General features: G+C 66.7%; 16 protein-coding genes and 11 tRNA genes. All 27 read left to right on the plus strand.

Annotation, left to right across the window (positions count from 1 at the left end; all coding sequences use genetic code 11):
• Positions 1-22: 22 nt before the first annotated feature.
• On the plus strand, positions 23-1,345 hold the full coding sequence (folC, locus tag ACF8ME_RS22860; RefSeq protein WP_016449256.1) for a bifunctional tetrahydrofolate synthase/dihydrofolate synthase: 1,323 nt from the start codon (positions 23-25) through the stop codon (positions 1,343-1,345).
• A 71-nt stretch (positions 1,346-1,416) separates the two neighbouring features.
• Positions 1,417-2,340, plus strand: coding sequence for an SPOR domain-containing protein (locus ACF8ME_RS22865; protein WP_026062261.1), 924 nt, complete (start codon positions 1,417-1,419; stop codon positions 2,338-2,340).
• A gap of 49 nt (positions 2,341-2,389) precedes the next feature.
• The gene (locus ACF8ME_RS22870) at positions 2,390-2,881 is read left to right on the plus strand and encodes a CvpA family protein (RefSeq protein ID WP_016451425.1); all 492 of its coding nucleotides are present in this window, start codon (positions 2,390-2,392) and stop codon (positions 2,879-2,881) included.
• Between the two features lie 133 nt (positions 2,882-3,014).
• Positions 3,015-4,523, plus strand: coding sequence for an amidophosphoribosyltransferase (gene purF, locus ACF8ME_RS22875; protein ID WP_016449259.1), 1,509 nt, complete (start codon positions 3,015-3,017; stop codon positions 4,521-4,523).
• Between the two features lie 195 nt (positions 4,524-4,718).
• Positions 4,719-5,933, plus strand: a complete 1,215-nt coding sequence (locus tag ACF8ME_RS22880; protein ID WP_392418307.1) for an O-succinylhomoserine sulfhydrylase — start codon at positions 4,719-4,721, stop codon at positions 5,931-5,933.
• Positions 5,930-7,336: a glutamate--tRNA ligase gene (gene gltX / locus ACF8ME_RS22885; protein WP_017404949.1), complete on the plus strand. Its 1,407-nt coding sequence runs from the start codon at positions 5,930-5,932 to the stop codon at positions 7,334-7,336. The genes ACF8ME_RS22880 and gltX overlap by 4 nt, the downstream gene beginning before the upstream one ends.
• 70 nt (positions 7,337-7,406) lie before the next feature.
• Positions 7,407-7,482: transfer RNA gene (locus ACF8ME_RS22890), tRNA-Ala, on the plus strand.
• Positions 7,483-7,520: 38 nt separating this feature from the next.
• Positions 7,521-7,596 (plus strand) — tRNA-Glu (locus tag ACF8ME_RS22895).
• Between the two features lie 44 nt (positions 7,597-7,640).
• A tRNA-Asp gene (locus ACF8ME_RS22900) sits at positions 7,641-7,717 on the plus strand.
• A 71-nt stretch (positions 7,718-7,788) separates the two neighbouring features.
• Positions 7,789-7,864: transfer RNA gene (locus tag ACF8ME_RS22905), tRNA-Glu, on the plus strand.
• 44 nt (positions 7,865-7,908) lie between these two features.
• A tRNA-Asp gene (locus ACF8ME_RS22910) sits at positions 7,909-7,985 on the plus strand.
• A gap of 14 nt (positions 7,986-7,999) precedes the next feature.
• Positions 8,000-8,075 (plus strand) — tRNA-Ala (locus tag ACF8ME_RS22915).
• 39 nt (positions 8,076-8,114) lie between these two features.
• A tRNA-Glu gene (locus ACF8ME_RS22920) sits at positions 8,115-8,190 on the plus strand.
• A 44-nt stretch (positions 8,191-8,234) separates the two neighbouring features.
• Positions 8,235-8,311: transfer RNA gene (locus ACF8ME_RS22925), tRNA-Asp, on the plus strand.
• 278 nt (positions 8,312-8,589) lie between these two features.
• Positions 8,590-8,958 (plus strand): hypothetical protein, encoded by a 369-nt coding sequence (locus ACF8ME_RS22930; RefSeq protein WP_017407525.1) that lies wholly within the window; start codon positions 8,590-8,592, stop codon positions 8,956-8,958.
• A 235-nt stretch (positions 8,959-9,193) separates the two neighbouring features.
• Positions 9,194-10,648 (plus strand): TolC family protein, encoded by a 1,455-nt coding sequence (locus ACF8ME_RS22935; RefSeq protein ID WP_392418308.1) that lies wholly within the window; start codon positions 9,194-9,196, stop codon positions 10,646-10,648.
• Between the two features lie 41 nt (positions 10,649-10,689).
• Entirely contained in the window at positions 10,690-11,907 is a 1,218-nt protein-coding gene (locus tag ACF8ME_RS22940; RefSeq protein WP_047219905.1) for an efflux RND transporter periplasmic adaptor subunit, read from the plus strand.
• A gap of 4 nt (positions 11,908-11,911) precedes the next feature.
• A complete protein-coding gene (locus ACF8ME_RS22945) occupies positions 11,912-15,001 on the plus strand; it encodes an efflux RND transporter permease subunit (RefSeq protein WP_016450796.1) in 3,090 nt (1,029 codons plus the stop codon).
• A gap of 16 nt (positions 15,002-15,017) precedes the next feature.
• Positions 15,018-15,353 carry a P-II family nitrogen regulator gene (locus tag ACF8ME_RS22950; RefSeq protein ID WP_016450797.1) on the plus strand — a complete coding sequence of 112 codons (336 nt, stop codon included), beginning with the start codon at positions 15,018-15,020 and terminating at the stop codon, positions 15,351-15,353.
• A 126-nt stretch (positions 15,354-15,479) separates the two neighbouring features.
• Positions 15,480-15,555, plus strand: a tRNA-Ala gene (locus ACF8ME_RS22955).
• Positions 15,556-15,593: 38 nt separating this feature from the next.
• A tRNA-Glu gene (locus ACF8ME_RS22960) sits at positions 15,594-15,669 on the plus strand.
• A 44-nt stretch (positions 15,670-15,713) separates the two neighbouring features.
• Positions 15,714-15,790: transfer RNA gene (locus ACF8ME_RS22965), tRNA-Asp, on the plus strand.
• 743 nt (positions 15,791-16,533) lie between these two features.
• Positions 16,534-17,058 carry a sigma-70 family RNA polymerase sigma factor gene (locus tag ACF8ME_RS22970; protein WP_046238427.1) on the plus strand — a complete coding sequence of 175 codons (525 nt, stop codon included), beginning with the start codon at positions 16,534-16,536 and terminating at the stop codon, positions 17,056-17,058.
• Positions 17,059-17,209: 151 nt separating this feature from the next.
• Positions 17,210-17,494 (plus strand): MbtH family NRPS accessory protein, encoded by a 285-nt coding sequence (locus ACF8ME_RS22975; protein ID WP_034395838.1) that lies wholly within the window; start codon positions 17,210-17,212, stop codon positions 17,492-17,494.
• A 5-nt stretch (positions 17,495-17,499) separates the two neighbouring features.
• A complete protein-coding gene (locus ACF8ME_RS22980) occupies positions 17,500-18,243 on the plus strand; it encodes a thioesterase II family protein (protein ID WP_392418309.1) in 744 nt (247 codons plus the stop codon).
• Entirely contained in the window at positions 18,221-18,910 is a 690-nt protein-coding gene (locus tag ACF8ME_RS22985) for a 4'-phosphopantetheinyl transferase family protein (RefSeq protein WP_392418310.1), read from the plus strand. Before ACF8ME_RS22980 ends, ACF8ME_RS22985 begins: the two co-directional genes overlap by 23 nt.
• Positions 18,907-19,896 carry a TauD/TfdA family dioxygenase gene (locus tag ACF8ME_RS22990; RefSeq protein ID WP_016450666.1) on the plus strand — a complete coding sequence of 330 codons (990 nt, stop codon included), beginning with the start codon at positions 18,907-18,909 and terminating at the stop codon, positions 19,894-19,896. The genes ACF8ME_RS22985 and ACF8ME_RS22990 overlap by 4 nt, the downstream gene beginning before the upstream one ends.
• Positions 19,897-19,908: the final 12 nt, after the last annotated feature.

Here is a 19,908-nt window from a genome sequence, read left to right on the forward strand (position 1 = left end):
CTGGGTAACAATAGCGCGCAGTATGCACACCTCATTTCCCACATTGGATGCATGGCTCGCCTATTGCGAGCGCCTGCACCCCAAGAATATTGCGCTGGGCCTGGATCGCGTGCGCGAAGTTGCCCAGCGCCTGGACCTGCGTTTCGACTGCCCCGTGATCACGGTGGCGGGCACCAACGGCAAGGGCTCGACCTGCGCCATGCTGGAGGCCGTGGCGCTGCAATCGGGCTTTCGCCCCGGCGTCTACACATCGCCGCATCTGGTGCATTTCGAGGAACGCTGCCGCGTGGGCGGCGAGATCGTGAAGGCTGCCGAGCTGCTGCCGCAGTTCGAGGCCGTGGAGCAGGCGCGCGTGCAGGGCACGGAAGTGGCGCTCACCTATTTCGAGTTCACCACGCTGGCCATCCTGCGGCTGATGAGCCAGTCCAGGCTGGATGTGGCGATTCTCGAGGTGGGCCTGGGCGGGCGGCTGGATGCCACCAATGTGATCGACGCCGATTGCGCCGTCATCACCAGCATCGACATCGACCACGTGGAATTCCTGGGGCCGGACCGCGAGAGCATCGGCCGCGAGAAGGCCGGCATCATGCGCGCCGGCCGGCCGGTGGTGGTCAGCGATCCCATGCCGCCGCAAAGCGTGCTGGACCATGCACAGGCCATTGGTGCCGATCTCTGGCGCCTGGGCCAGGACTTCAACTTCTCGGGCGACAAGCAGCAGTGGGGCTGGGCCGGACGTGGGCGGCGCTATGCCGGTCTGGCCTATCCGGCGCTGCGCGGCGCCAACCAGCTGGTCAATGCATCGGGTGCGCTGGCCGCGCTCGAAGCCATCCGCAGCCGCCTCCCCGTCACGGCCCAGGCCGTTCGCACGGGGCTGGCCATGGTCGAGCTGCCGGGCCGTTTCCAGATCATTCCGGGCCAGCCCACGCTGGTGCTAGATGTTGCGCACAACCCGCATTCGGTGGCGGCGCTGACGGCCAACCTCGATGCCATGGGCTACTTTCCCTGCACGCATGCGGTCTTCGGCGCCATGCACGACAAGGACCTGGCCCCCATGCTGGCCAGGATTGCCCCGCTGATCGACCGCTGGTATCTCACCGACCTGCCCACGCCGCGCGCCGAGAGCGCCGAGGTGCTGCGCCAGAAGATCGAAGCCCTGCCGCCCGCGCCGGGCGTGCCGCGCGAGATCTCGCTGGCCACCTTCGCAAACCCGCAGCTGGCGCTGGATGCCGCGGTTCTTGCAGCAGGTCCCACTGATAGAATCGTGGTCTTTGGCTCGTTCTTCACGGTGGGCGGCGTGCTGCAGGACGGCCCGCCCCGGCTGAACGCCAAGCATCTGGGCACCTGAATCCAGTGATCCGCACCGCAAACGGCCATCGTGGCTGCCTGTGGTGGCCGATCTGAACGAGTCCGCACTCCATGGCATTTTTCAATTTTCGTTGGCCCGGCAAAAAAGACGACGGTGATTCGTCGTCCGCATCGAGGCGGCCCACACGGCTGGGACAGGCGGAAAGCGTCGATGTCATGCGCCGCCGGGCGCGCCACCGCCTCATCGGCGCGGCCGTGCTGGTCCTGGCGGGCGTGGTGGGATTCCCCCTGCTGTTCGACACCCAGCCGCGTCCGATTCCCGTGGACATCCCCATCGAGATTCCCGACCGCGACAAGGTCGCTCCTCTGGTCGTGCCCGGCGCCAATGCCGTGGACGCCCATCCGCACCAGGGCGCCGCATCCCCGGCAGGCCGCGTGCCGGCCCAGGCCTCGCTGGGCGCCGACGAGGAAGAGGTTCCCATGGGCAGGCCTTCCGTGCCCGTGGCGCCGGCCGTCTCGCAGGTGGCTCCGGTCAAGCCGGAAGCAAAGCCCGAGACCCGGCCGGAGGCAAAGCCTGAGCCCAAGCCCGCCGCCAAGCCTGAGACCAAACCCGAGCCCAAGCCGGAACCCAGGCCCAAGCCCGAGCCGGCCAAACCCGAACACAAGCCGGAGCCCAAGCCCGAACCCAAACCCGAGCCGAAGCCAAAGCCCGAACCCAAGCCCGAGCCGTCCAGGAGCGACGACGCCGCGCGTGCCCGGGCCCTGCTGGAAGGTCGCAGCGCACCGGCGGCTGCTGCGGCGACGGACGAGCGCTTCATCGTGCAGGTCGGCGCCTTCTCCGATGCCGGCAAGGCCCAGGAAATCCGCGCCAAGCTGGAGCTGGCGGGCCTGAAGACTTTCACGCAGGTGGTGGACACCAAGGACGGCAAGCGCACGCGTGTGCGTGTGGGCCCGTTCAACGGCCGTGCCGAGGCCGACAAGGCGGCGGCGCGCGTCAAGGGCCAGGGCCTGCCGGCGTCGGTGCTCAAGCTCTGAGGCGGTGACGTACATCTTGCAAAGCAGCACAGGCGCACAGAGATAGCGTATGTCCACGGTGGACTGGGTTTTGCTGGCCTGCGTGCTGGCATCGATGCTGCTAGGCGCCTGGCGCGGGCTGGTGTATGAGGTGCTGTCGCTGCTCGGCTGGCTGGTGGCCTTCGTCGTGGCCCGCATCTGGGCTGCCGACGTGGCGCTGTGGCTGCCCATGCAGGACTGGGACATGCAGCTGCGCTATGCCGCAGGCTTTGTGCTGTTGTTCGTGCTGGCGCTGTTCGGCTGGGGCCTGGTGTCCTGGCTGTCGCGCCGGCTGATCGAGGCGGTGGGCCTGAGGCCCGTGGACCGCACGCTGGGCGCGCTGTTCGGCGTGCTGCGCGGGGCGCTGCTGGCCCTGGTGGCAACGATGGTGATCAGCTACACGCCGCTGCACCAGGGACAGTGGTGGCAGGATTCAGCCCTGGCGCCGTGGCTGATGCAGGCGCTGGCTGCGGTTTTGCCGCAGCTGCCGCAGGAATGGGGACGCTATCTGCCGGCTGCATGACAAGGCGCTGCAGCGCAGGAGTCGGCTGGCAGAAACAGTTTGGATAGAGAAATCGGGCGCAGGCGTGGCCAATGGGTGGCTGCTACGGCCCAGACAGCGAAGGGCGACCTTCGCAAACGGATGGAACGCAACTATGTGTGGAATCGTTGGTGTAGTCAGCACCGCGCCCGTGAATCAACTGATCTATGACGCCCTGCTGCTGCTGCAGCACCGTGGACAGGATGCCGCCGGCATCGTGACCCAGCAGGAGCGCAAGTTCTTCATGCACAAGGCCAAGGGCATGGTGCGCGACGTGTTCCGCACCCGCAACATGCGCGCCCTGCCGGGCACGGTGGGCCTGGGCCAGGTGCGCTACCCGACGGCCGGCAACGCGACCAGCGAGGAAGAGGCCCAGCCCTTCTACGTGAACGCGCCCTTCGGCATCGTCATGGTGCACAACGGCAACCTCACCAACGCCAAGCAGCTGCGCGAGGAACTGTCGGACACCGACCACCGCCACACCAACACCGAGAGCGACTCCGAAGTCCTGCTCAACGTGCTGGCCCACGAGCTGGCCCGCGCCAGCAGCGGCGCACCGCTCAAGAGCGAAGACGTCTTCCAGGCCGTCAGCGCCGTGCACAAGCGCATCAAGGGCTCGTACGCCGTGATCGCGCTGATTGCGGGCTACGGCCTGCTGGCCTTCCGCGACCCCTTCGGCATCCGTCCCCTGTGCATGGGCCGCAGCGCCGACGGCACGGTGATGCTGGCCAGCGAATCCGTGGCCCTGGAAGGCACGCTGCACCAGCTCGAGCGCGATGTCGCTCCGGGTGAAGCCGTGTTCGTGCACAGCGACGGCCAGGTCGAAACCCGCCAGTGCGCCGAAAAGAGCGAGCTGCACCCCTGCGTGTTCGAGTACGTGTACCTGGCCCGTCCGGACTCGGTGCTCGACGGCATCTCCGTCTACCAGGCGCGCCTGAACATGGGCGAGACGCTGGCCAAGCGCGTGGTCTCCACCGTGCCGCCCAACGAGATCGACGCCATCATCCCGATTCCGGAATCCAGCCGGCCCAGCGCCATGCAGCTGGCCCAGCTGCTGGGCATCCCCTACCGCGAAGGCTTCGTCAAGAACCGCTACGTGGGCCGCACCTTCATCATGCCGGGCCAGGCCTCGCGCAAGAAATCCGTGCGCCAGAAGCTCAACGCCATCGGCAGCGAGTTCAAGGGCCGCAAGGTGCTGCTGGTGGACGACTCCATCGTGCGCGGCACCACCTCCAAGGAAATCGTGCAGATGGCGCGTGACGCCGGCGCCGTCAAGGTCTACCTGGCCTCGGCCGCTCCTCCGGTGCGCCATCCCAACGTCTACGGCATCGACATGCCCACGCGCGCCGAACTGGTGGCGCATGGCCGCACGGTCGAGGAAATCCGCCAGGTCATCGGCGCCGACGCGCTGATCTACCAGGACGTGGCCGCCATGAAGCAGACCGTGGGCAAGATCAACCCGCAGGTGCAGGGCTTCGAGGCCTCGTGCTTCGACGGCGTCTACATCACGGGCGACATCTCCGAGGACGAGGTCACGGCGCTCAACGAGGGGCGTAACCGGGGCGGGGAGGAAGAGGCCAGCGATGCGTCGCGTCTGTCCCTGCCCAATGCCCAGGAAGCCTGAGCGCCAGGGCATTCAGTGACAATGTCGGGCGGGCCTGTGGCCCGCCTTTTTTGACAAATGAGCTAAAAGCGCTGGTGCTGGAGAGTCCAGGGCCGCAAGGCCCTGGAAGCCGCCAGGTGACAAGTGCTTCTAGCTCCTTTTTTCCGGGCACCGCCACCGCTGGCGGGCTGCGCCCGATCCCCAAGGACCATCAACGTGACCAACAAGACACTTCCCGAAGGCCTGCATCCCGATACGCTGGCCCTGCGCGTGGGCGTGGAGCGAAGCCAGTGGGGTGAGCACAGCGAAGCCCTGTACATGACCAGCAGCTTCGTGCAGCCCGACTGTGCAACGGCCGCACGCCGCTTCGCCAATGAAGAGCCCGGCTACACCTACAGCCGCACCTCCAACCCCACGGTCACCAGCTTCGAGCAGCGCCTGGCCGCCATGGAGGGCACGGAATGCGCGGTGGCCACGTCCACGGGCATGTCGGCCATCTTGCTGGTGGCGCTGACCACGCTCAAGGCCGGCGACCATGTGATCTGCTCGCAGTCCATGTTCGGCTCCACCATCAAGCTGCTGGGCGGCGAGATGGCGCGCTTCGGCGTGGAGACCAGCTTTGTCTCGCAGACCGATGTGCAGGCCTGGAAGGCGGCCATCCGTCCCAACACGCGCCTTCTGTTCGCCGAGACGCCGACCAACCCGCTGACCGACCTGTGCGACATCGCCGCGCTGGCCGAGCTGGCGCACGCCCATGGCGCGCTGCTGGCCGTGGACAACAGCTTTGCCTCGCCCGTGCTGCAGCAGCCTGCCAAGTTCGGTGCCGACCTGGTCGTGCACTCCGGCACCAAGCTGCTGGACGGCCAGGGCCGTGTCATGTCGGGCGCCGTCTGCGGCACGACGGCACTGGTGGACAAGGTCATGGGCACCTTCCTGCGCAGCGGCGGCCTGAACCTGGCACCGTTCAACGCCTGGGTGGTGCTCAAGGGGCTGGAGACGCTGTCCCTGCGCGTGAAGGCGCAAAGCGCCTCCGCGCTGGAGCTGGCCACCTGGCTGGAGGCCCATCCCAAGGTCGCCCGCGTCTACTACCCGGGCCTGGCCAGCCACCCGCAGCACGAGCTGGCCATGCGCCAGCAAAACGGCATGGGCGGCGGCGTGCTGTCCTTCGACGTGGTGGGCGATGGCGCCGAACAGCTGCGCGCCAACGCCTTCCATGTGGCCGACAGCACCCGAGTGTGCTCGATCACGGCCAACCTGGGCGACGTCAAGACCACCATCACCCATCCGGCCAGCACCTCGCATGGCCGCCTGAGCGAAGAGCAGCGCCGTGCCGCCGGCATCGGCCAGGGCCTGCTGCGCATCTCCGTCGGACTGGAATACCTGGGCGACCTCAAGAACGATCTCTCCCGCGGACTGGATACCCTGCAATGACACAAAAAGTACGTACCCGTTTTGCCCCGTCTCCCACGGGCTTCATCCACCTGGGCAACATCCGCTCGGCCCTGTATCCCTGGGCCTTTGCGCGCGCCACGGGCGGCGATTTCATCCTGCGCATCGAGGACACCGACGTGGAGCGCTCCACCCAGGCCTCGGTGGACGTGATCATCGAGGGCATGGCCTGGCTGCAGCTGGACCATGACGAAGGTCCGTTCTATCAAATGCAGCGCATGGACCGCTACAAGGAGGTGCTGGCCGGCCTGCAGGCTTCGGGCCATGTCTACCCCTGCTACATGAGCGTGGAAGAACTCGACGCCCTGCGCGAGCGCCAGATGGCCAACAAGGAAAAGCCGCGCTACGACGGCACCTGGCGCCCTGAGGAAGGCAAGGTGCTGCCGCCCGTGCCCGAAGGCGTGCGTCCCGTGCTGCGCTTCAAGACGCCGAAGGGCGGCGTCGTGGCCTGGGAAGACAAGTGCAAGGGCCGCATCGAGTTCCAGAACAGCGAGCTGGACGACCTGGTGATCGCGCGCCCCGATGGCACGCCCACCTACAACTTCTGCGTCTGCGTGGACGACATGGACATGGCCATCACCCATGTCATCCGAGGCGACGACCACGTCAACAACACGCCGCGCCAGATCCACATCTTCGAGGCCCTGGGCGCCAGCGTGCCCGTGTTCGCCCATCTGCCCACCGTGCTCAACGAGCAGGGCGAGAAGATGAGCAAGCGCAACGGCGCCAAGGCCGTCACCCAGTACCGCGACGAAGGCTACCTGCCCGACGCCATGGTCAACTACCTGGCCCGCCTGGGCTGGAGCCACGGCGACGACGAAATCTTCAGCCGCGCCCAGTTCCTGGAGTGGTTCAACCTGGACCACCTGGGCCGCAGCGCTGGCCAGTTCGACGAGGCCAAGCTGCGCTGGGTCAACGCCCAGCACCTGAAGGCCCTGGACGATGCGGCCCTGGCAGAGCTGGTGCGCCCCTTCGTGCTCAAGACGGGTCTGGACCAGGCGCTGCTCGATGCAGACGACCGCCTGCCGCGCATCTGCGCCCTGTTCAAGGACCGCTGCGAAACCCTGGTCGATCTGGCCGGCTGGGTGCGCCTGTTCTATGTGGACGCCTTCGACCGCAACGCCGAAGACCTGGCCAAGCATGTGACCGACGCCGTGGCGCCCACCCTGGACGCCTTCGCCGAAGGCATCGCCTCGGTGGAGTGGAGCAAGGAAGCCATTGCCGCCCTGATCAAGGAAGTGCTCAAGGCCCAGGGCCTGAAGATGCCGCAACTGGCCATGCCGGTGCGCGTGCTGACGCTGGGCACGGCGCACACGCCTTCGGTGGACGCGGTGCTGGAGCTGCTGGGTCGTGAAAAAATTCTGGCCCGTTTGAAAAACCGCTAAAAACCTGTCTATAATTCGAGTCTCTGATGCAAACGCAGCAACTAACAAGAAGCAGCGATTGCAGCATGAAGGGGGTATAGCTCAGCTGGGAGAGCGCTTGCATGGCATGCAAGAGGTCATCGGTTCGATCCCGTTTACCTCCACCAAAATTGAGACTTGAGTTTGTAACGCAAGTTCTAGGATTGACCCTATCGTCTAGAGGCCTAGGACATCACCCTTTCACGGTGAGTACCGGGGTTCGAATCCCCGTAGGGTCGCCAAGTTTGCAGCACTTGGCTCGCAAGAGCACAAAAGCTGTCTGCCAGGAGTGGTAGTTCAGTTGGTTAGAATACCGGCCTGTCACGCCGGGGGTCGCGGGTTCGAGTCCCGTCCACTCCGCCAAAATTTGTCGCTTGGTATGTAAGCGCCTTTGAAACACGAAGGCGCTTTTTTATCGGCGGATCACAGGCTGTGACCCTATCGTCTAGAGGCCTAGGACATCACCCTTTCACGGTGAGTACCGGGGTTCGAATCCCCGTAGGGTCGCCAAGTTTGCAGCACTTGGCTCGAAAGAGCGCAAAAGCTGTCTGCCAGGAGTGGTAGTTCAGTTGGTTAGAATACCGGCCTGTCACGCCGGGGGTCGCGGGTTCGAGTCCCGTCCACTCCGCCAGTATCGGATTCTTTGGGGGTATAGCTCAGCTGGGAGAGCGCTTGCATGGCATGCAAGAGGTCATCGGTTCGATCCCGTTTACCTCCACCAAAAATCGAGACTTGAGTTTGTAACGCAAGTTCTAGGATTGACCCTATCGTCTAGAGGCCTAGGACATCACCCTTTCACGGTGAGTACCGGGGTTCGAATCCCCGTAGGGTCGCCAAGTTTGCAGCACTTGGCTCGCAAGAGCGCAAAAGTTGCCTGCCAGGAGTGGTAGTTCAGTTGGTTAGAATACCGGCCTGTCACGCCGGGGGTCGCGGGTTCGAGTCCCGTCCACTCCGCCAGATTCCTTGTGCAGACCCTCGTGTTTGCGCAGACAAGAAGCCACCGTAAGGTGGCTTTTTTGTTTCTGGTTGTTGCGGTTTTTGGTGTGACTTCTTCACATGGAAAGCCTTTGTGCACAAAACACGATCTATTGCCCAGATTTTTTAAGGGCAAACCCGGAACTTTCCCTCAACATTCGTAACAATAGACGGTGTCCTGTTTGCAGGGCGTCCATCTTTCACCGACTCGTCTGCCCCGCTCCATGCGCCTTGCGCCATCGTTTGTCTTTTCGTTGCTGATGCTGCTGTCCATCTTCTGCGGGCAGGTGGCAGCTTCGGCATCTTCCGATGGACTGGAAGGCGATGGCCTGCTGGCGCACCATCCCGTCGTGACCATCGATGAGGAATTCCTCGAGGAACTCGCGGAAGTGGAGGAAGACGACGAGACCGAGTTTGCCGAGCTGACGGCACACAGCGGCAACAAGCGCCAGCTGCTGGCCCTGCTGGCCTGCGGCGAGGACCGTTCCGCCGAGATGTACTGGCCGCCCGAGCCCATCGCCGTGCAGGTGGTGTCGCTGTGGGCCCCGCCTTCGACCTATTCCCAGGCGCACCTGTCGCCCGCCCCGGGCCAGCTGCTGCGCCCTCCAAGACCTTCCCTGCTCGGCTGACCGCATATTGCGGCGCAGGCATGCCTTGTGCCCCCTGTGCCCCTTGCGCCCCTTGTCGGCTGACGCATCCCACTGCCTGATCACTGCTCGTGCGCGCCTTGCTGGCGTGCACGCCATGCCGTCGTCCGCGCGCTGACTGCGCACGGCGCGGCCATGCCCGTTCCCGCGTGGTCCGCAGGGAAGGGCCCATCTCTTACTCAACCCCTCGACTGTCGCTTTGCGGCAGATGCATGCCATGGTGAATCCAACGGTATTGGCGGGAATGGCCCCCGCCCGTTTTCCATCCTGTTCGCGCAAGGTCCTGCAAGGCGCGATCTGCAGCCTGCTGGTGGGCTGGGGTGCTGGCGCTTCGGCGCAGTCCCACCCCCCTGGCAAGCCCCAGGCGTCCCAGGCGCCCCTGACGCAGGCGGCTCCGGCCGCCGCCGAGGCCGCCGAGGCCGCGGCGTCCCGTACGCCGATCGTGCCGAAGGCCGGTTCGGCCGCAGAGGCGCCTTCGGTGGCTTCGGCCGCCGCACAGCGCCTGCCCCAGCTGAGCCTGAACGAGGTCGTTCGCGCCGTGCTGGACCACAACCCCGATCTGCGCGCTGTCGAGCAGTCGCGGACCACGGCGCGCGCAGGCGTGGTCAGCGCCTCGGCGCTGCCCAATCCCAAGCTCGAATGGAACCAGGGCCGCAACAGCGCCCGCGTGCCCGGCGCGGCGGCCGGCACGGTGCAGGGCTGGGCCGTGGCGTTGCCCATCGAGAACCCCGCCGTGCGCGGTGCGCGCGTGGAGGCCGCCAAGGCAGGCGAGCAGGGGTCGGTGCACTTCGTGGCGACCACGCGCAATGCGCTGGTGGCCCAGGTGCGGCTGCGCGCCTACGAAATGGTGCTGCGCGAGGCGGAGGTGGAGGCCGCCAAGGAGGCGGTTCGCCTTCTGGAGCAGGCCCATGAGCGCGTCCGCGTCCGCGTGGACAGCGGCGAGGCGGCCCGCTACGAAATCATCAAGGCCGATGCCGAAATCATCCAGGCGCGCCAGCAGGAGCAGACCGCAAGGCTGCGCGCCGAGCAGGCGCAGCTGTCGCTGGGCCGCCTGGCCGCAGGCCAGCTGCCCGTGCGCTTTCGCCTGGATGTGTCGCTGGAGGATCCGTTGCGCATCGAGGACATGGGGGAGATCGATCCCATGGAGCATCCCGAACTGCGCCAGCTCAAGGCGGAGGTCGAGCGTGCCCAGGCGCGGCTCGACGGTGCCAAGGCCTCGCGCTGGCCGGGCGTGGAGCTGCGCTACGGCCAGACGCGCGAGCCCGACGTGCGCCTGAACACGGTGGGCGTGAGCATCCAGATCCCCTTGCTCGACCAGCACCGCGGCCCCATCGACGAGGCGGCCTCCGAGCTGGAGCGCGCGCGTCTGCAGCTGGAGGGCCGGCAGATCGAGCTGCGCCAGCAGACGCTGCAGGCCTGGAAGGAGCTGGAGATGGCACGACTGCGCACCCAGGCACTGAGCCAGGGTTCGGTGCGCGAGGCCGAGTCGGCCCTGCGCGTGGCCGAGGCCGCCTACCGCTTCGGCGAGCGCGGCATTCTCGATGTGCTCGATGCGCAGCGCGTGCTGCGCTCCATCCGTGCAGACCTGCTCGATGCGCGCTACCAGCTGCAGGCGGCGCGCATACAGCTCGAATACCTCGCGGGCCGCTACGACGATCCGTCCGCGCTGTGAAGCGCGCCGTCCCTGCCTCACACCCGAAATCAGAAACGAACATGTCCTTGAATATGCATCCGAAACCCATCGCCGCCCGCGCAGGCAGCAGCACCTTGGTGAACTCCCTGGCCCTGGCCGGCCTGCTGGCCGCAACGCTGGCGCTGAGCGCCTGCGGCAAGAACGAAGAGGCCGAGGCCAAGGCGGCGCCAGCGGCAGCCGCTGCCCAGGAGCAGGACCCGATGGAGGTCCGAGTGACCGCCGAGATGGCACCCAACTTCGCCGTCAAGCCCGTGGCGCAGGCGCAGATCGCGCTGCTGCAGGAGGTGTCCGGCCGCATCGAGGCCAATGAGCGCCAGGTCACCCGCATTGGCGCGGCCGCCACGGGGCGCGTGACCGAGGTGCTGGTCGAAGTGGGCGACCGCGTGCGTGCGGGCCAGGTGCTGGCCCGCGTGGCCAGCCCCGAGCTGACCACCGCCCAGCTGGCCTATCTGCGTGCACACTCCGCCGCCACGCTGGCCGAGCGCGGCGTGGAGCGCGCGCGCCAGCTGATCGCCGCCGACGTCATCGGCTCGGCCGAGCTGCAGCGCCGCGAGTCCGAGCTGTCGATTGCCCGCGCCGAGCAGCGCGCTGCCGGCGACCAGTTGCGCCTGATCGGCATTCCCGACAGCGCCATCGCCCAACTGCGCGACAAGGGCACGCTGCAGTCGCATGCGGCCGTGCTGTCCACAGGGGCCGGCGTGGTGATCGAGCGCAAGGTCAGCTCCGGCCAGGTGACCCAGCCCGGCGATCCGCTGTTCACCGTGGCCGACCTGAGCAGCGTCTGGGTGGTGGGCGCGATCCCCGAGCAGATGGCCAGCGGCGTGCGTGCCGGCCAGGCCGTGGAGATCGCCGTGCCCGCCCTGGGCGAGCGCGTGCTGTCCGGCCAGATCGTGCATGTGGGCGACACCGTGACGCCCGAGACCCGCACCGTCACCATCCGCACCCAGGTGGACAACCCCGAGCGCGACCTCAAGCCCCAGATGCTGGCCACCATGCGCATCCAGGGCGAGGTGCGCCAGCTGCTGGCCGTGCCGGCCGAGGCCGTGGTGCGCGAGAACGACCGCGACCATGTCTTCGTCAAGAAGGGCGAGAACCACTACCGCCTCACGCCCGTCGAGCTGGGCACCGCCAGCGGCGGCATGCGCCCCGTGAACAAGGGCGTGGCCGATGGCACGGTCATCGTCACCACGGGTGCCTTCCACCTGAACAACGAGCGCAAGCGCGCAGAGCTGGAGTAAGCCCATGATCGCTTCCATGATCCGGGCCGCACTGAGCCAGCGGCTCATCGTGATCGTGCTCTCGCTGGTGCTGTGCGGCTTCGGCCTGCGCGCCGCCATGAATCTGTCGGTGGATGCCTTTCCTGACGTGACCAACGTCCAGGTTCAGGTGGCCACCGAGGCGCCAGGCCGTTCGCCCGAGGAAATCGAGCGCTTCGTGACCGTGCCGCTGGAAATCGCCATGACCGGCATGCCGGGCCTGGTGGAGATGCGCTCGCTCAACAAGAGCGGCCTGTCCATCATCACCCTGGTCTTCACCGATGCCACCGACGTGTACTTTGCACGCCAGCTCGTCACCGAGCGGCTGATGGAGGTCACGCCGCGCATGCCCGCAGGCATCATCCCCGTGCTGGGGCCGGTGTCCACGGGCCTGGGCGAGGTCTACCAGTACACGCTGGACCATCCCGACGACGGCAAGCGGGCCCTCACGCCCGAGGAGCTGACCGAGCGCCGCACCATCCAGGACTGGGTGGCGCGCCCGCTGCTGCGCTCCATTCCCGGCGTGGCCGAAATCAACTCGCAGGGCGGCTACGTCAAGCAGTACCAGGTGGAGGTCGATCCCGGCCGGCTGCGCCACTACGGCCTGTCCGTGCGCCATGTGGTCCAGGCCATCGCCGACAACAACGCCAATGCCAGCGGCGGCATCCTGCCCCAGGTCACCGAGCAGTACCTGATCCGCGCCGTGGGCCTGGTCCAGTCGCTGGATGACATCGGCAACATCGTTCTCAAGCAGGAAGGCGGCGTGCCGGTCTTCGTGCGCGATGTGGCCGAGGTCCAGCTGGGCCAGGAAGTGCGCCAGGGCGCCATCATCAAGGGCGGCTATACCGAAGGCGTCTCCGGCATCGTGCTGATGATGCGCGGCGGCAATGCCAAGGAAGTGGTCACCCGCGTGAAGGAGCGCGTGCAGGAGATCAACTCCAAGGGCATGCTCCCCGGCGGCCTGCAGATCGTTCCCTACTACGACCGTACCGACCTGGTCGACTCGGCGCTGTGGACCGTGGGCAAGGTGCTGATCGAGGGCATCCTGCTCGTGGTCGTGGTGCTCTTCATCTTCCTGGGTGACGTGCGCTCCAGCCTGATCGTGGTGGCCACGCTGATCATCACGCCGCTGACCACCTTCATCATGATGAACCGCTGGGGCATCTCGGCCAACCTCATGTCGCTGGGGGGGCTGGCGATCGCCATCGGCCTCATGGTCGATGCCACCGTGGTGGTGGTGGAGAACGTGTTCCACAAGCTCGGCCAGGCCGGCGACAGCATGGGCGCACGCGTGCGCACCGTGCTGTCGGCCACCACCGAGGTGGCCACGCCCACCATCTTCGGCATCGCCATCATCATCCTGGTGTTCCTGCCGCTGATGACGCTGCAAGGCATCGAAGGCAAGATGTTCGGCCCGCTGGCGCTGACCATCGCGATCTCGCTGGCCGTCTCGCTGGCCGTGTCGCTGTTCCTGTCGCCCGTGCTGTGCTCGTACTTCCTCAAGGGCGGCGCGGACCATGACACGCGCCTGATCGCCTTCCTCAAGCGCCACTACCTGCGCCTGCTGGACCTGGCCACCGCGCGCAACCGCGCCACGCTGGCCGTGGCCGTGGCGCTGCTGCTGGGCTCGCTGGGACTGTTCCCGCTGCTGGGCAAGTCCTTCATGCCCACCATGAAGGAGGGGGCGCTGACGCCGCAGATCAACCGCGTGCCCAGCATCTCGCTGGACGAGTCCATCCGCATGGAAATGGCGGCGATGAAGTCCGTGGCAGAAGTGCCCGGCGTGCTCAGCGTGGTCTCCAAGCTCGGACGCGGCGAATCGCCGGCCGATCCCGCAGGCCCCAACGAGTCCGACCCCATCGTGCTGCTGGACCCCGAGTCCGACCGCACCCAGGACGAGATCGACGAAGACATCCGCCAGCGCCTGTCCTCGATCCCGGGCGTGCAGATCGTGCTGTCCCAGCCGATCTCCGAGCGCGTGGACGAAATGGTCACGGGCGTGCGCTCGCAACTGGCCATCAAGGTCTTCGGCGACGAGCTGAGCGAGCTGCGCGACGTGTCCGAGCAGGTCGCACGCATCCTCAAGAGCGTGCCGGGCAGCACGGACATCCGCGTCGAGCGCCTGTCAGGCCAGCAGGCGCTGACCGTGGATATCGACCGCAAGGCGATCGCCCGCCACGGCCTGAACGTCACCGACGTGCAGGGCGTGATCGAGTCGGCCATCGGCGGCAAGGAAGTGACCACGGTCTACGAGGGCGAGCGCCGCTACAACGTGGTGGTTCGCTTCCCCGAGCCGTTCCGCGGCTCGCCCGCCGCCATCGGCGCCACCTTGCTGACCACGGCCACGGGCGCCCAGGTGCCGCTGAGCAGCGTGGCCCGCATCGAGCTGGTGGACGGCCCCGCGCAGATCAGCCGCGAAGGCGGCAAGCGCCGCGTGGTGGTGGGAGCCAACGTGGAAGGGCGCGACCTGGGCGGCTTCGTGACCGAAGTGCAGCAGCGCATCGACAGTGAAGTGCAGTTGCCCGATGGCTACTACTTCAAGTACGGTGGCCAGTTCGAGAACATGGAGCGCGCCATGGGCACGCTGCAGATCATCGTGCCGCTGACCATCGTGGCCATCTTCTTCCTGCTGTTCCTGCTGTTCAACTCGGTCAAGCTGGCCGGGCTGATCATCCTGGTGCTGCCCTTCGCCTCCATCGGGGGACTGATAGGCCTGTTCGTCACGGGCGAATACGTGAGCGTGCCGGCATCGGTGGGCTTCATCGCGCTGTGGGGCATTGCGGTGCTCAACGGCGTGGTGCTGGTCTCCTGCATCCGCAAGCTGCGCGAAGATGGCATGAACGTGGCCGAGGCCGTGCGCGAAGGCTGCGTGCAGCGCTTCCGCCCCGTGATGATGACGGCCACCGTCGCGCTGCTGGGCCTGGTGCCCTTCCTGTTCGCCACCGGCCCCGGCTCGGAGGTGCAACGCCCGCTGGCCATCGTGGTGATCGGTGGCCTGATCTCGTCCACCCTGCTCACGCTGGTGGTGTTGCCGACCCTGTACCGCTGGTTTGACGAAAAACCGCTGGAAGCCTGATGAAGGAGACACTGCAATGACCATGAAGGAAATCCGGGCCATCGTGCGCCCCAGCCGCCTGGAGCGCCTGCGCGACGCGCTGCGCGCCATTCCCAACTTCCCCGGCGTGACGCTGTTCCGTGCCGAGGGCTTCACGGCCCCGGCCGCCATCGACAAGCGCAGCGTGAAGGAGGAGTTGACCGACTTCTCCGACAAGATCATGGTCTGCGTGCTGGCCGAGGCATCCATGGTCGAGCCCATCCGCGCGGCCATCACCTCGGCCTGTCACTCGGGCCAGGTCGGCGACGGCCTGGTCTGGGTGGTGGACATCGCCGAGATCCACCGCATACGCGACGGGCAAAGCCTGGCCTGACCCGGGCTGCAGCAGGGCGCCGGAATGCAGGACGACATAAAAAAGTCATGCATTCCGGAATTGCCCCAAAAACGCTGTGCTACAATTTTTGAATCGCAGCAACGAAGCAGTGCAACGTTGCAGCAAGGGGGTATAGCTCAGCTGGGAGAGCGCTTGCATGGCATGCAAGAGGTCATCGGTTCGATCCCGTTTACCTCCACCAAAAATTGAGACTTGAGTATTTACGCAAGTTCTAGGATTGACCCTATCGTCTAGAGGCCTAGGACATCACCCTTTCACGGTGAGTACCGGGGTTCGAATCCCCGTAGGGTCGCCAAGTTCGCAGCACTTGGCTCGAAAGAGCGCAAAAGCTGTCTGCCAGGAGTGGTAGTTCAGTTGGTTAGAATACCGGCCTGTCACGCCGGGGGTCGCGGGTTCGAGTCCCGTCCACTCCGCCAGATTCCTTGTGCGAACCGCCGCGTTTGCGCAGACAAGAAGCCACCGCAAGGTGGCTTTTTTTTCGTCTGCAGTTTCGCTGCGGGCCGCATCTCGATGGGGCCTGCCCAGTGCGATGGCAGGGGCCTGCGCTGCAGGCAGTTCCTGCTTCCATCCCGATGTATCGGGCATCACCAGTCCGTCATGATCCAGGCCCATCATCCACGGCGAGGGAAAGCCATGGTGATGCGATGCGCCATAGGCGATGCCTGCCGATTTTCCACAGCCGATAGCCGTGTCTCCGTTTGCACTGGCGGGACGTCTTCCAGGCAGGTGTGAGCAGCCATTCCAGGCCCGGTCCTGTCGCCGGAACTGGTAATGCTTCTCATTTCAATGTTGGAAAACGTCAAAGGAGCGCCACTGCATGCCATGGTCCCGGTTCAAGTTTCAGCACGTCTGCAAGGCTGCACAGCCCTTGCCGATCCTGTTGCAGGACGCATGGATCCGGCGAGGGCGGCCGCCGCCCTGAGGCCGTCATGAGGCCGATCTAGGCCCGATCTAGGCCCGATCTAGGCCTGCCTCCCAAGTCACGCCGATGCGCATCGGCGTGCACTGATGCCCTGCGGTCAGCGGTTGTGCCGCCGCTTTCCACCTGTGCCGAGCCCCGTTCCCGTGTTTTTGCACGGGCGGCACGCCGGCCGTCCATCGACCTGCGGTCGACATTTCCCCTTGACGTTCTTGCCTAGCTTGCGAGAGGAACTGCATCGTGTCCTTGAATCACACACATTCTTCGCTGGAAGAGGTCTTCATTGCTTCGCGTGGACAGTTGGTGAGGGTCGCGCGAAGAATTCTCAGGAATCCCGAACTGGCCGACGAGGCCGTGCAGGACACCTATCTGCGCGTTGCCGAGATGCGCAGCGATGCCGAGATCGCCAAGCCCGCCGCCTACTGGACGCGCGCCGTCTGCAACATGGCGCTGGACTACCTGCGCCGCCAGGAGCGCGAGAACACCTACCGCACCCACGGCGTGGATGTGGAGACGCTGGAGATACCGGACGGCCGCTCGCCCGAGCGCAGCCTGTTCGAGTCCCAGGCCATACGCCTGATCGACCAGGCCCTGGACGAGGTGCCGCCCAAGACCCGCGAGACCTTCGAGCTGTACCGCATCAAAGGCCTCACCCAGCGCCAGATCGCCGAGCACATGGAGTGCGCGCTGGGCCTGGTGAACGCCAGGATTGCCGATGCCTGCAAGGCCATCCATGTCCACCGCTCGCTGCTGGACCACCATTGAACGGTGCAGCCCCGCGCACGACCCGGAACCGGCGCGCACGCGGCGTGAACAGTTTCGGATCCGGAACGTCATGTTCAACAGAGGCGCAGTACCGGGTCGCCGCGATCCCGTACTGGCCTCACCGATGTTCAACCGCATTAAGGACGCCTGCATGTCTACAAGCTGCTTCGACCGCGAAGACGAAACCTTCATCGTTCTGGTCAACCACGAGGAACAGTATTCCATCTGGCCGCACTGGAAGGCCGTGCCCGGCGGCTGGACCGCCGTGGAGGGCGTGAAGGGCGACAAGAAAACCGTGCTCGACTACGTGGACGCCACCTGGACCGACATGCGGCCCAAGTCGCTGCGCGTGTGGATGCAGCAGCAGGAGCAGGCGGGAGCCGGCGCCGCGCTGCAAAGCGATACCGATACCGTGATCGAAACCGCAGCGGGCTGACGCGCATGCACGCGCCGCTGACCCTGCTGTGCCTGCCGTGCGCAGGCGCCAGCGCCACCATGTACCTGCGCTGGCGCAGGCTGCTGCCCCACTGGATCCGCATTGCGCCCGTGGAGCTGCCGGGGCGGGGCAGCCGGCTGGGCGAGCCTGCGGTCGAGGACTTCGGGCAGCTGGTCTCGCTGCTGTGCGCCGAGCAGCGCCAGGCCATGCGCGGCCGCTTTGCGCTGCTGGGCCACAGCATGGGCGCGCTGCTGGCCTTCGGCATGGCGCGGCAGTTGCGCGAGCAGGGCAGGGAGCTGCCGCTGGCCCTGATTGCCTCGGGCAGCCCGGCACCGGCCTGCCGTGATCCCGAGCGCTTTGCGGGCAAGGGCGACGATGCGGCGCTGATTGCCGATCTGCGCAGGCAGGGCGGCACGCCCGAAGAGGTGTTTGCCAGCCCCGAGCTCATGCGCATCACGCTGGATGTGCTGGGGTCCGACTACCGCGTCTGCGAGAGCTTCGGCCATGTGCCCGCTGCGGGCCTGCCGCTGCCGGTGCATGTCTTTGCGGGGCGGCAGGACGACATCGAGGCGCCCCGCGTCCAGGCCTGGTCGCAGGAGGCCGCCGGGGCCTTCACGCTGGACTGGTTCGAGGGCGGGCATTTCTTCATCAGGCAGCGCGAAGGCGATGTGCTGGCCGTGCTGGCGCAGCGCCTGGCCGGGTCCCAGTCACTCCAGGGGGAAATCCATGCAGCTCGTGTCCGTGCGTGAGGCCATGAGCCAGGGCATCGAGGTCTTCAGGCTGGACCTGGACCTGAGGGCCGAACTGAGCGACAGCCTGCCGCACCTGACCCCCGAGGAGCGCGGTCGCGCCGCGCGCTTCGTGCGGGCCGCCGACCGGCTGCGCTTCGCACAGACGCGCGCTGCCACGCGGCGGCTGCTGGGGCGCAGGCTGGGCTGCTGCCCGGCCGATGTGCCCCTGGCCATCGGCACGCACGGCAAGCCTTTCGTGGATGACGAGCCGCACAGGGCGCCTGTGTTCAACGTCTCGCATTCGGGCGGCCATGCGCTGATCGCGCTGGCCGACCCCGGTGGCGTGCTGCACCTGGGCGTGGACATCGAGCAGCACAAGCCCGACCTCGATGCCGAGGTCATGCTCGACGCCGTCTGCACCGACCAGGAACGCGCCAGCGTGCGCCGTGCGCCTGATCGGCTGGCGGCCTTCTACCAGCGCTGGGTGGGCAAGGAGGCCGTGCTCAAGGCCATCGGCATCGGCGTGGCCGAGCACCTGCGCTCCATAGGCATCAGCCCGGGAGGGGACGGACGGCTGGCCATCGCCTGCGCGGTCCCCGACTGGAATGGTTTTCAAGCGATGGCGCTGCCAGCGCCGCCGGGCTACGCGGCAGCTCTTGCGTGGCGCACCAAGGAATCGACATGAACGAAACCCTCCAGCGCTTCGAGCGCAAGGCCCCCGCGGGCTCGCTGCTTCCCCAGCTCATCACGCCCGCCCAGCCGGGCCAGGACCTGCTGGCCGCGCTGCCGCCGCTGCGCCGCGACATCGACGAGGCCCTGCTGACCACGGGCGGCGTGCTGCTGCGCGGCTTTGGCGTGCCCGATGTGGAGACCTTCCAGCGCTTCGCCTCGGCCTTCGGCCACCCGCTGCTCAAGTACGAATTCGCCTCCACGCCGCGCAGCGCGGTCGAGGCCTCCAGCGGCGCGGGCGTCTACACCTCCACCGAATACCCGGCCCACCAGAGCATTCCGCTGCACAACGAGCAGGCCTACACGCGCGAGTGGCCCATGAAGATCTGGTTCCACTGCGTCACCGCATCGCCCGAGGGCGGCGAGACGCCGATTGCCGACAGCCGTGCGGTCTACCGCCGCATTCCGGCGCGCATCCGCGAGCTGTTCGAGCCCGGCATCCTGTACGTGCGCAACTTCGGCGAGATGGACGTGCCCTGGCAGAAGGTCTTCAACACCGAAAGCCGCGCCGAGGTCGAGGCCTTCTGCCGCCATGCGCGCATGGACTGGGAGTGGAAGGAGGACGACGGCCTGCGCACACGCCAGCTCTGCCAGGCCATGGAGAGCCATCCCGTCACGGGCGAGATGGTCTGGTTCAACCAGGCCCACCTGTTCCACATCTCGGCGCGCGAGCCCGAGGAGCGCGAGGTGCTGGAGGAGGTCTACGGCATCGAGAACCTGCCGCGCAACACCTTCTTCGCCGACGGCTCCACCATCGGCGACGACATCTTCGCCGAGGTGCGCGCCGCGCTGGACGCCGAGACCGTCAGCTTCCCCTGGGAGCAGGGCGACGTGCTGATGCTGGACAACATGCTCGTGGCCCATGCCCGCTCGCCCTTCAAGGGGCCGCGCAAGGTCATCGTCGCCATGGCCGAGCCGCGCAGCAATCTGGACCGTTTCTGAGAACCCGGGAGG

The organism is Delftia sp. WSY_7 (assembly GCF_043104845.1).
GTDB classification, from domain to species: Bacteria; Pseudomonadota; Gammaproteobacteria; order Burkholderiales; family Burkholderiaceae_C; genus Comamonas; species Comamonas tsuruhatensis.

Coding starts and splice junctions, on each gene's coding strand:
- ACF8ME_RS22975 (WP_034395838.1), top strand. CDS start 17,210: ATGTCTACAAGCTGCTTCGACCGCGAAGACGAAACCTTCATCGTTCTG.
- ACF8ME_RS22935 (WP_392418308.1), top strand. CDS start 9,194: ATGGTGAATCCAACGGTATTGGCGGGAATGGCCCCCGCCCGTTTTCCA.
- ACF8ME_RS22930 (WP_017407525.1), top strand. CDS start 8,590: ATGCTGCTGTCCATCTTCTGCGGGCAGGTGGCAGCTTCGGCATCTTCC.
- purF (WP_016449259.1), top strand. CDS start 3,015: ATGTGTGGAATCGTTGGTGTAGTCAGCACCGCGCCCGTGAATCAACTG.
- ACF8ME_RS22945 (WP_016450796.1), top strand. CDS start 11,912: ATGATCGCTTCCATGATCCGGGCCGCACTGAGCCAGCGGCTCATCGTG.
- gltX (WP_017404949.1), top strand. CDS start 5,930: ATGACACAAAAAGTACGTACCCGTTTTGCCCCGTCTCCCACGGGCTTC.
- ACF8ME_RS22985 (WP_392418310.1), top strand. CDS start 18,221: ATGCAGCTCGTGTCCGTGCGTGAGGCCATGAGCCAGGGCATCGAGGTC.
- ACF8ME_RS22990 (WP_016450666.1), top strand. CDS start 18,907: ATGAACGAAACCCTCCAGCGCTTCGAGCGCAAGGCCCCCGCGGGCTCG.
- ACF8ME_RS22940 (WP_047219905.1), top strand. CDS start 10,690: ATGTCCTTGAATATGCATCCGAAACCCATCGCCGCCCGCGCAGGCAGC.
- ACF8ME_RS22870 (WP_016451425.1), top strand. CDS start 2,390: ATGTCCACGGTGGACTGGGTTTTGCTGGCCTGCGTGCTGGCATCGATG.
- folC (WP_016449256.1), top strand. CDS start 23: ATGCACACCTCATTTCCCACATTGGATGCATGGCTCGCCTATTGCGAG.
- ACF8ME_RS22980 (WP_392418309.1), top strand. CDS start 17,500: ATGCACGCGCCGCTGACCCTGCTGTGCCTGCCGTGCGCAGGCGCCAGC.
- ACF8ME_RS22865 (WP_026062261.1), top strand. CDS start 1,417: ATGGCATTTTTCAATTTTCGTTGGCCCGGCAAAAAAGACGACGGTGAT.
- ACF8ME_RS22950 (WP_016450797.1), top strand. CDS start 15,018: ATGACCATGAAGGAAATCCGGGCCATCGTGCGCCCCAGCCGCCTGGAG.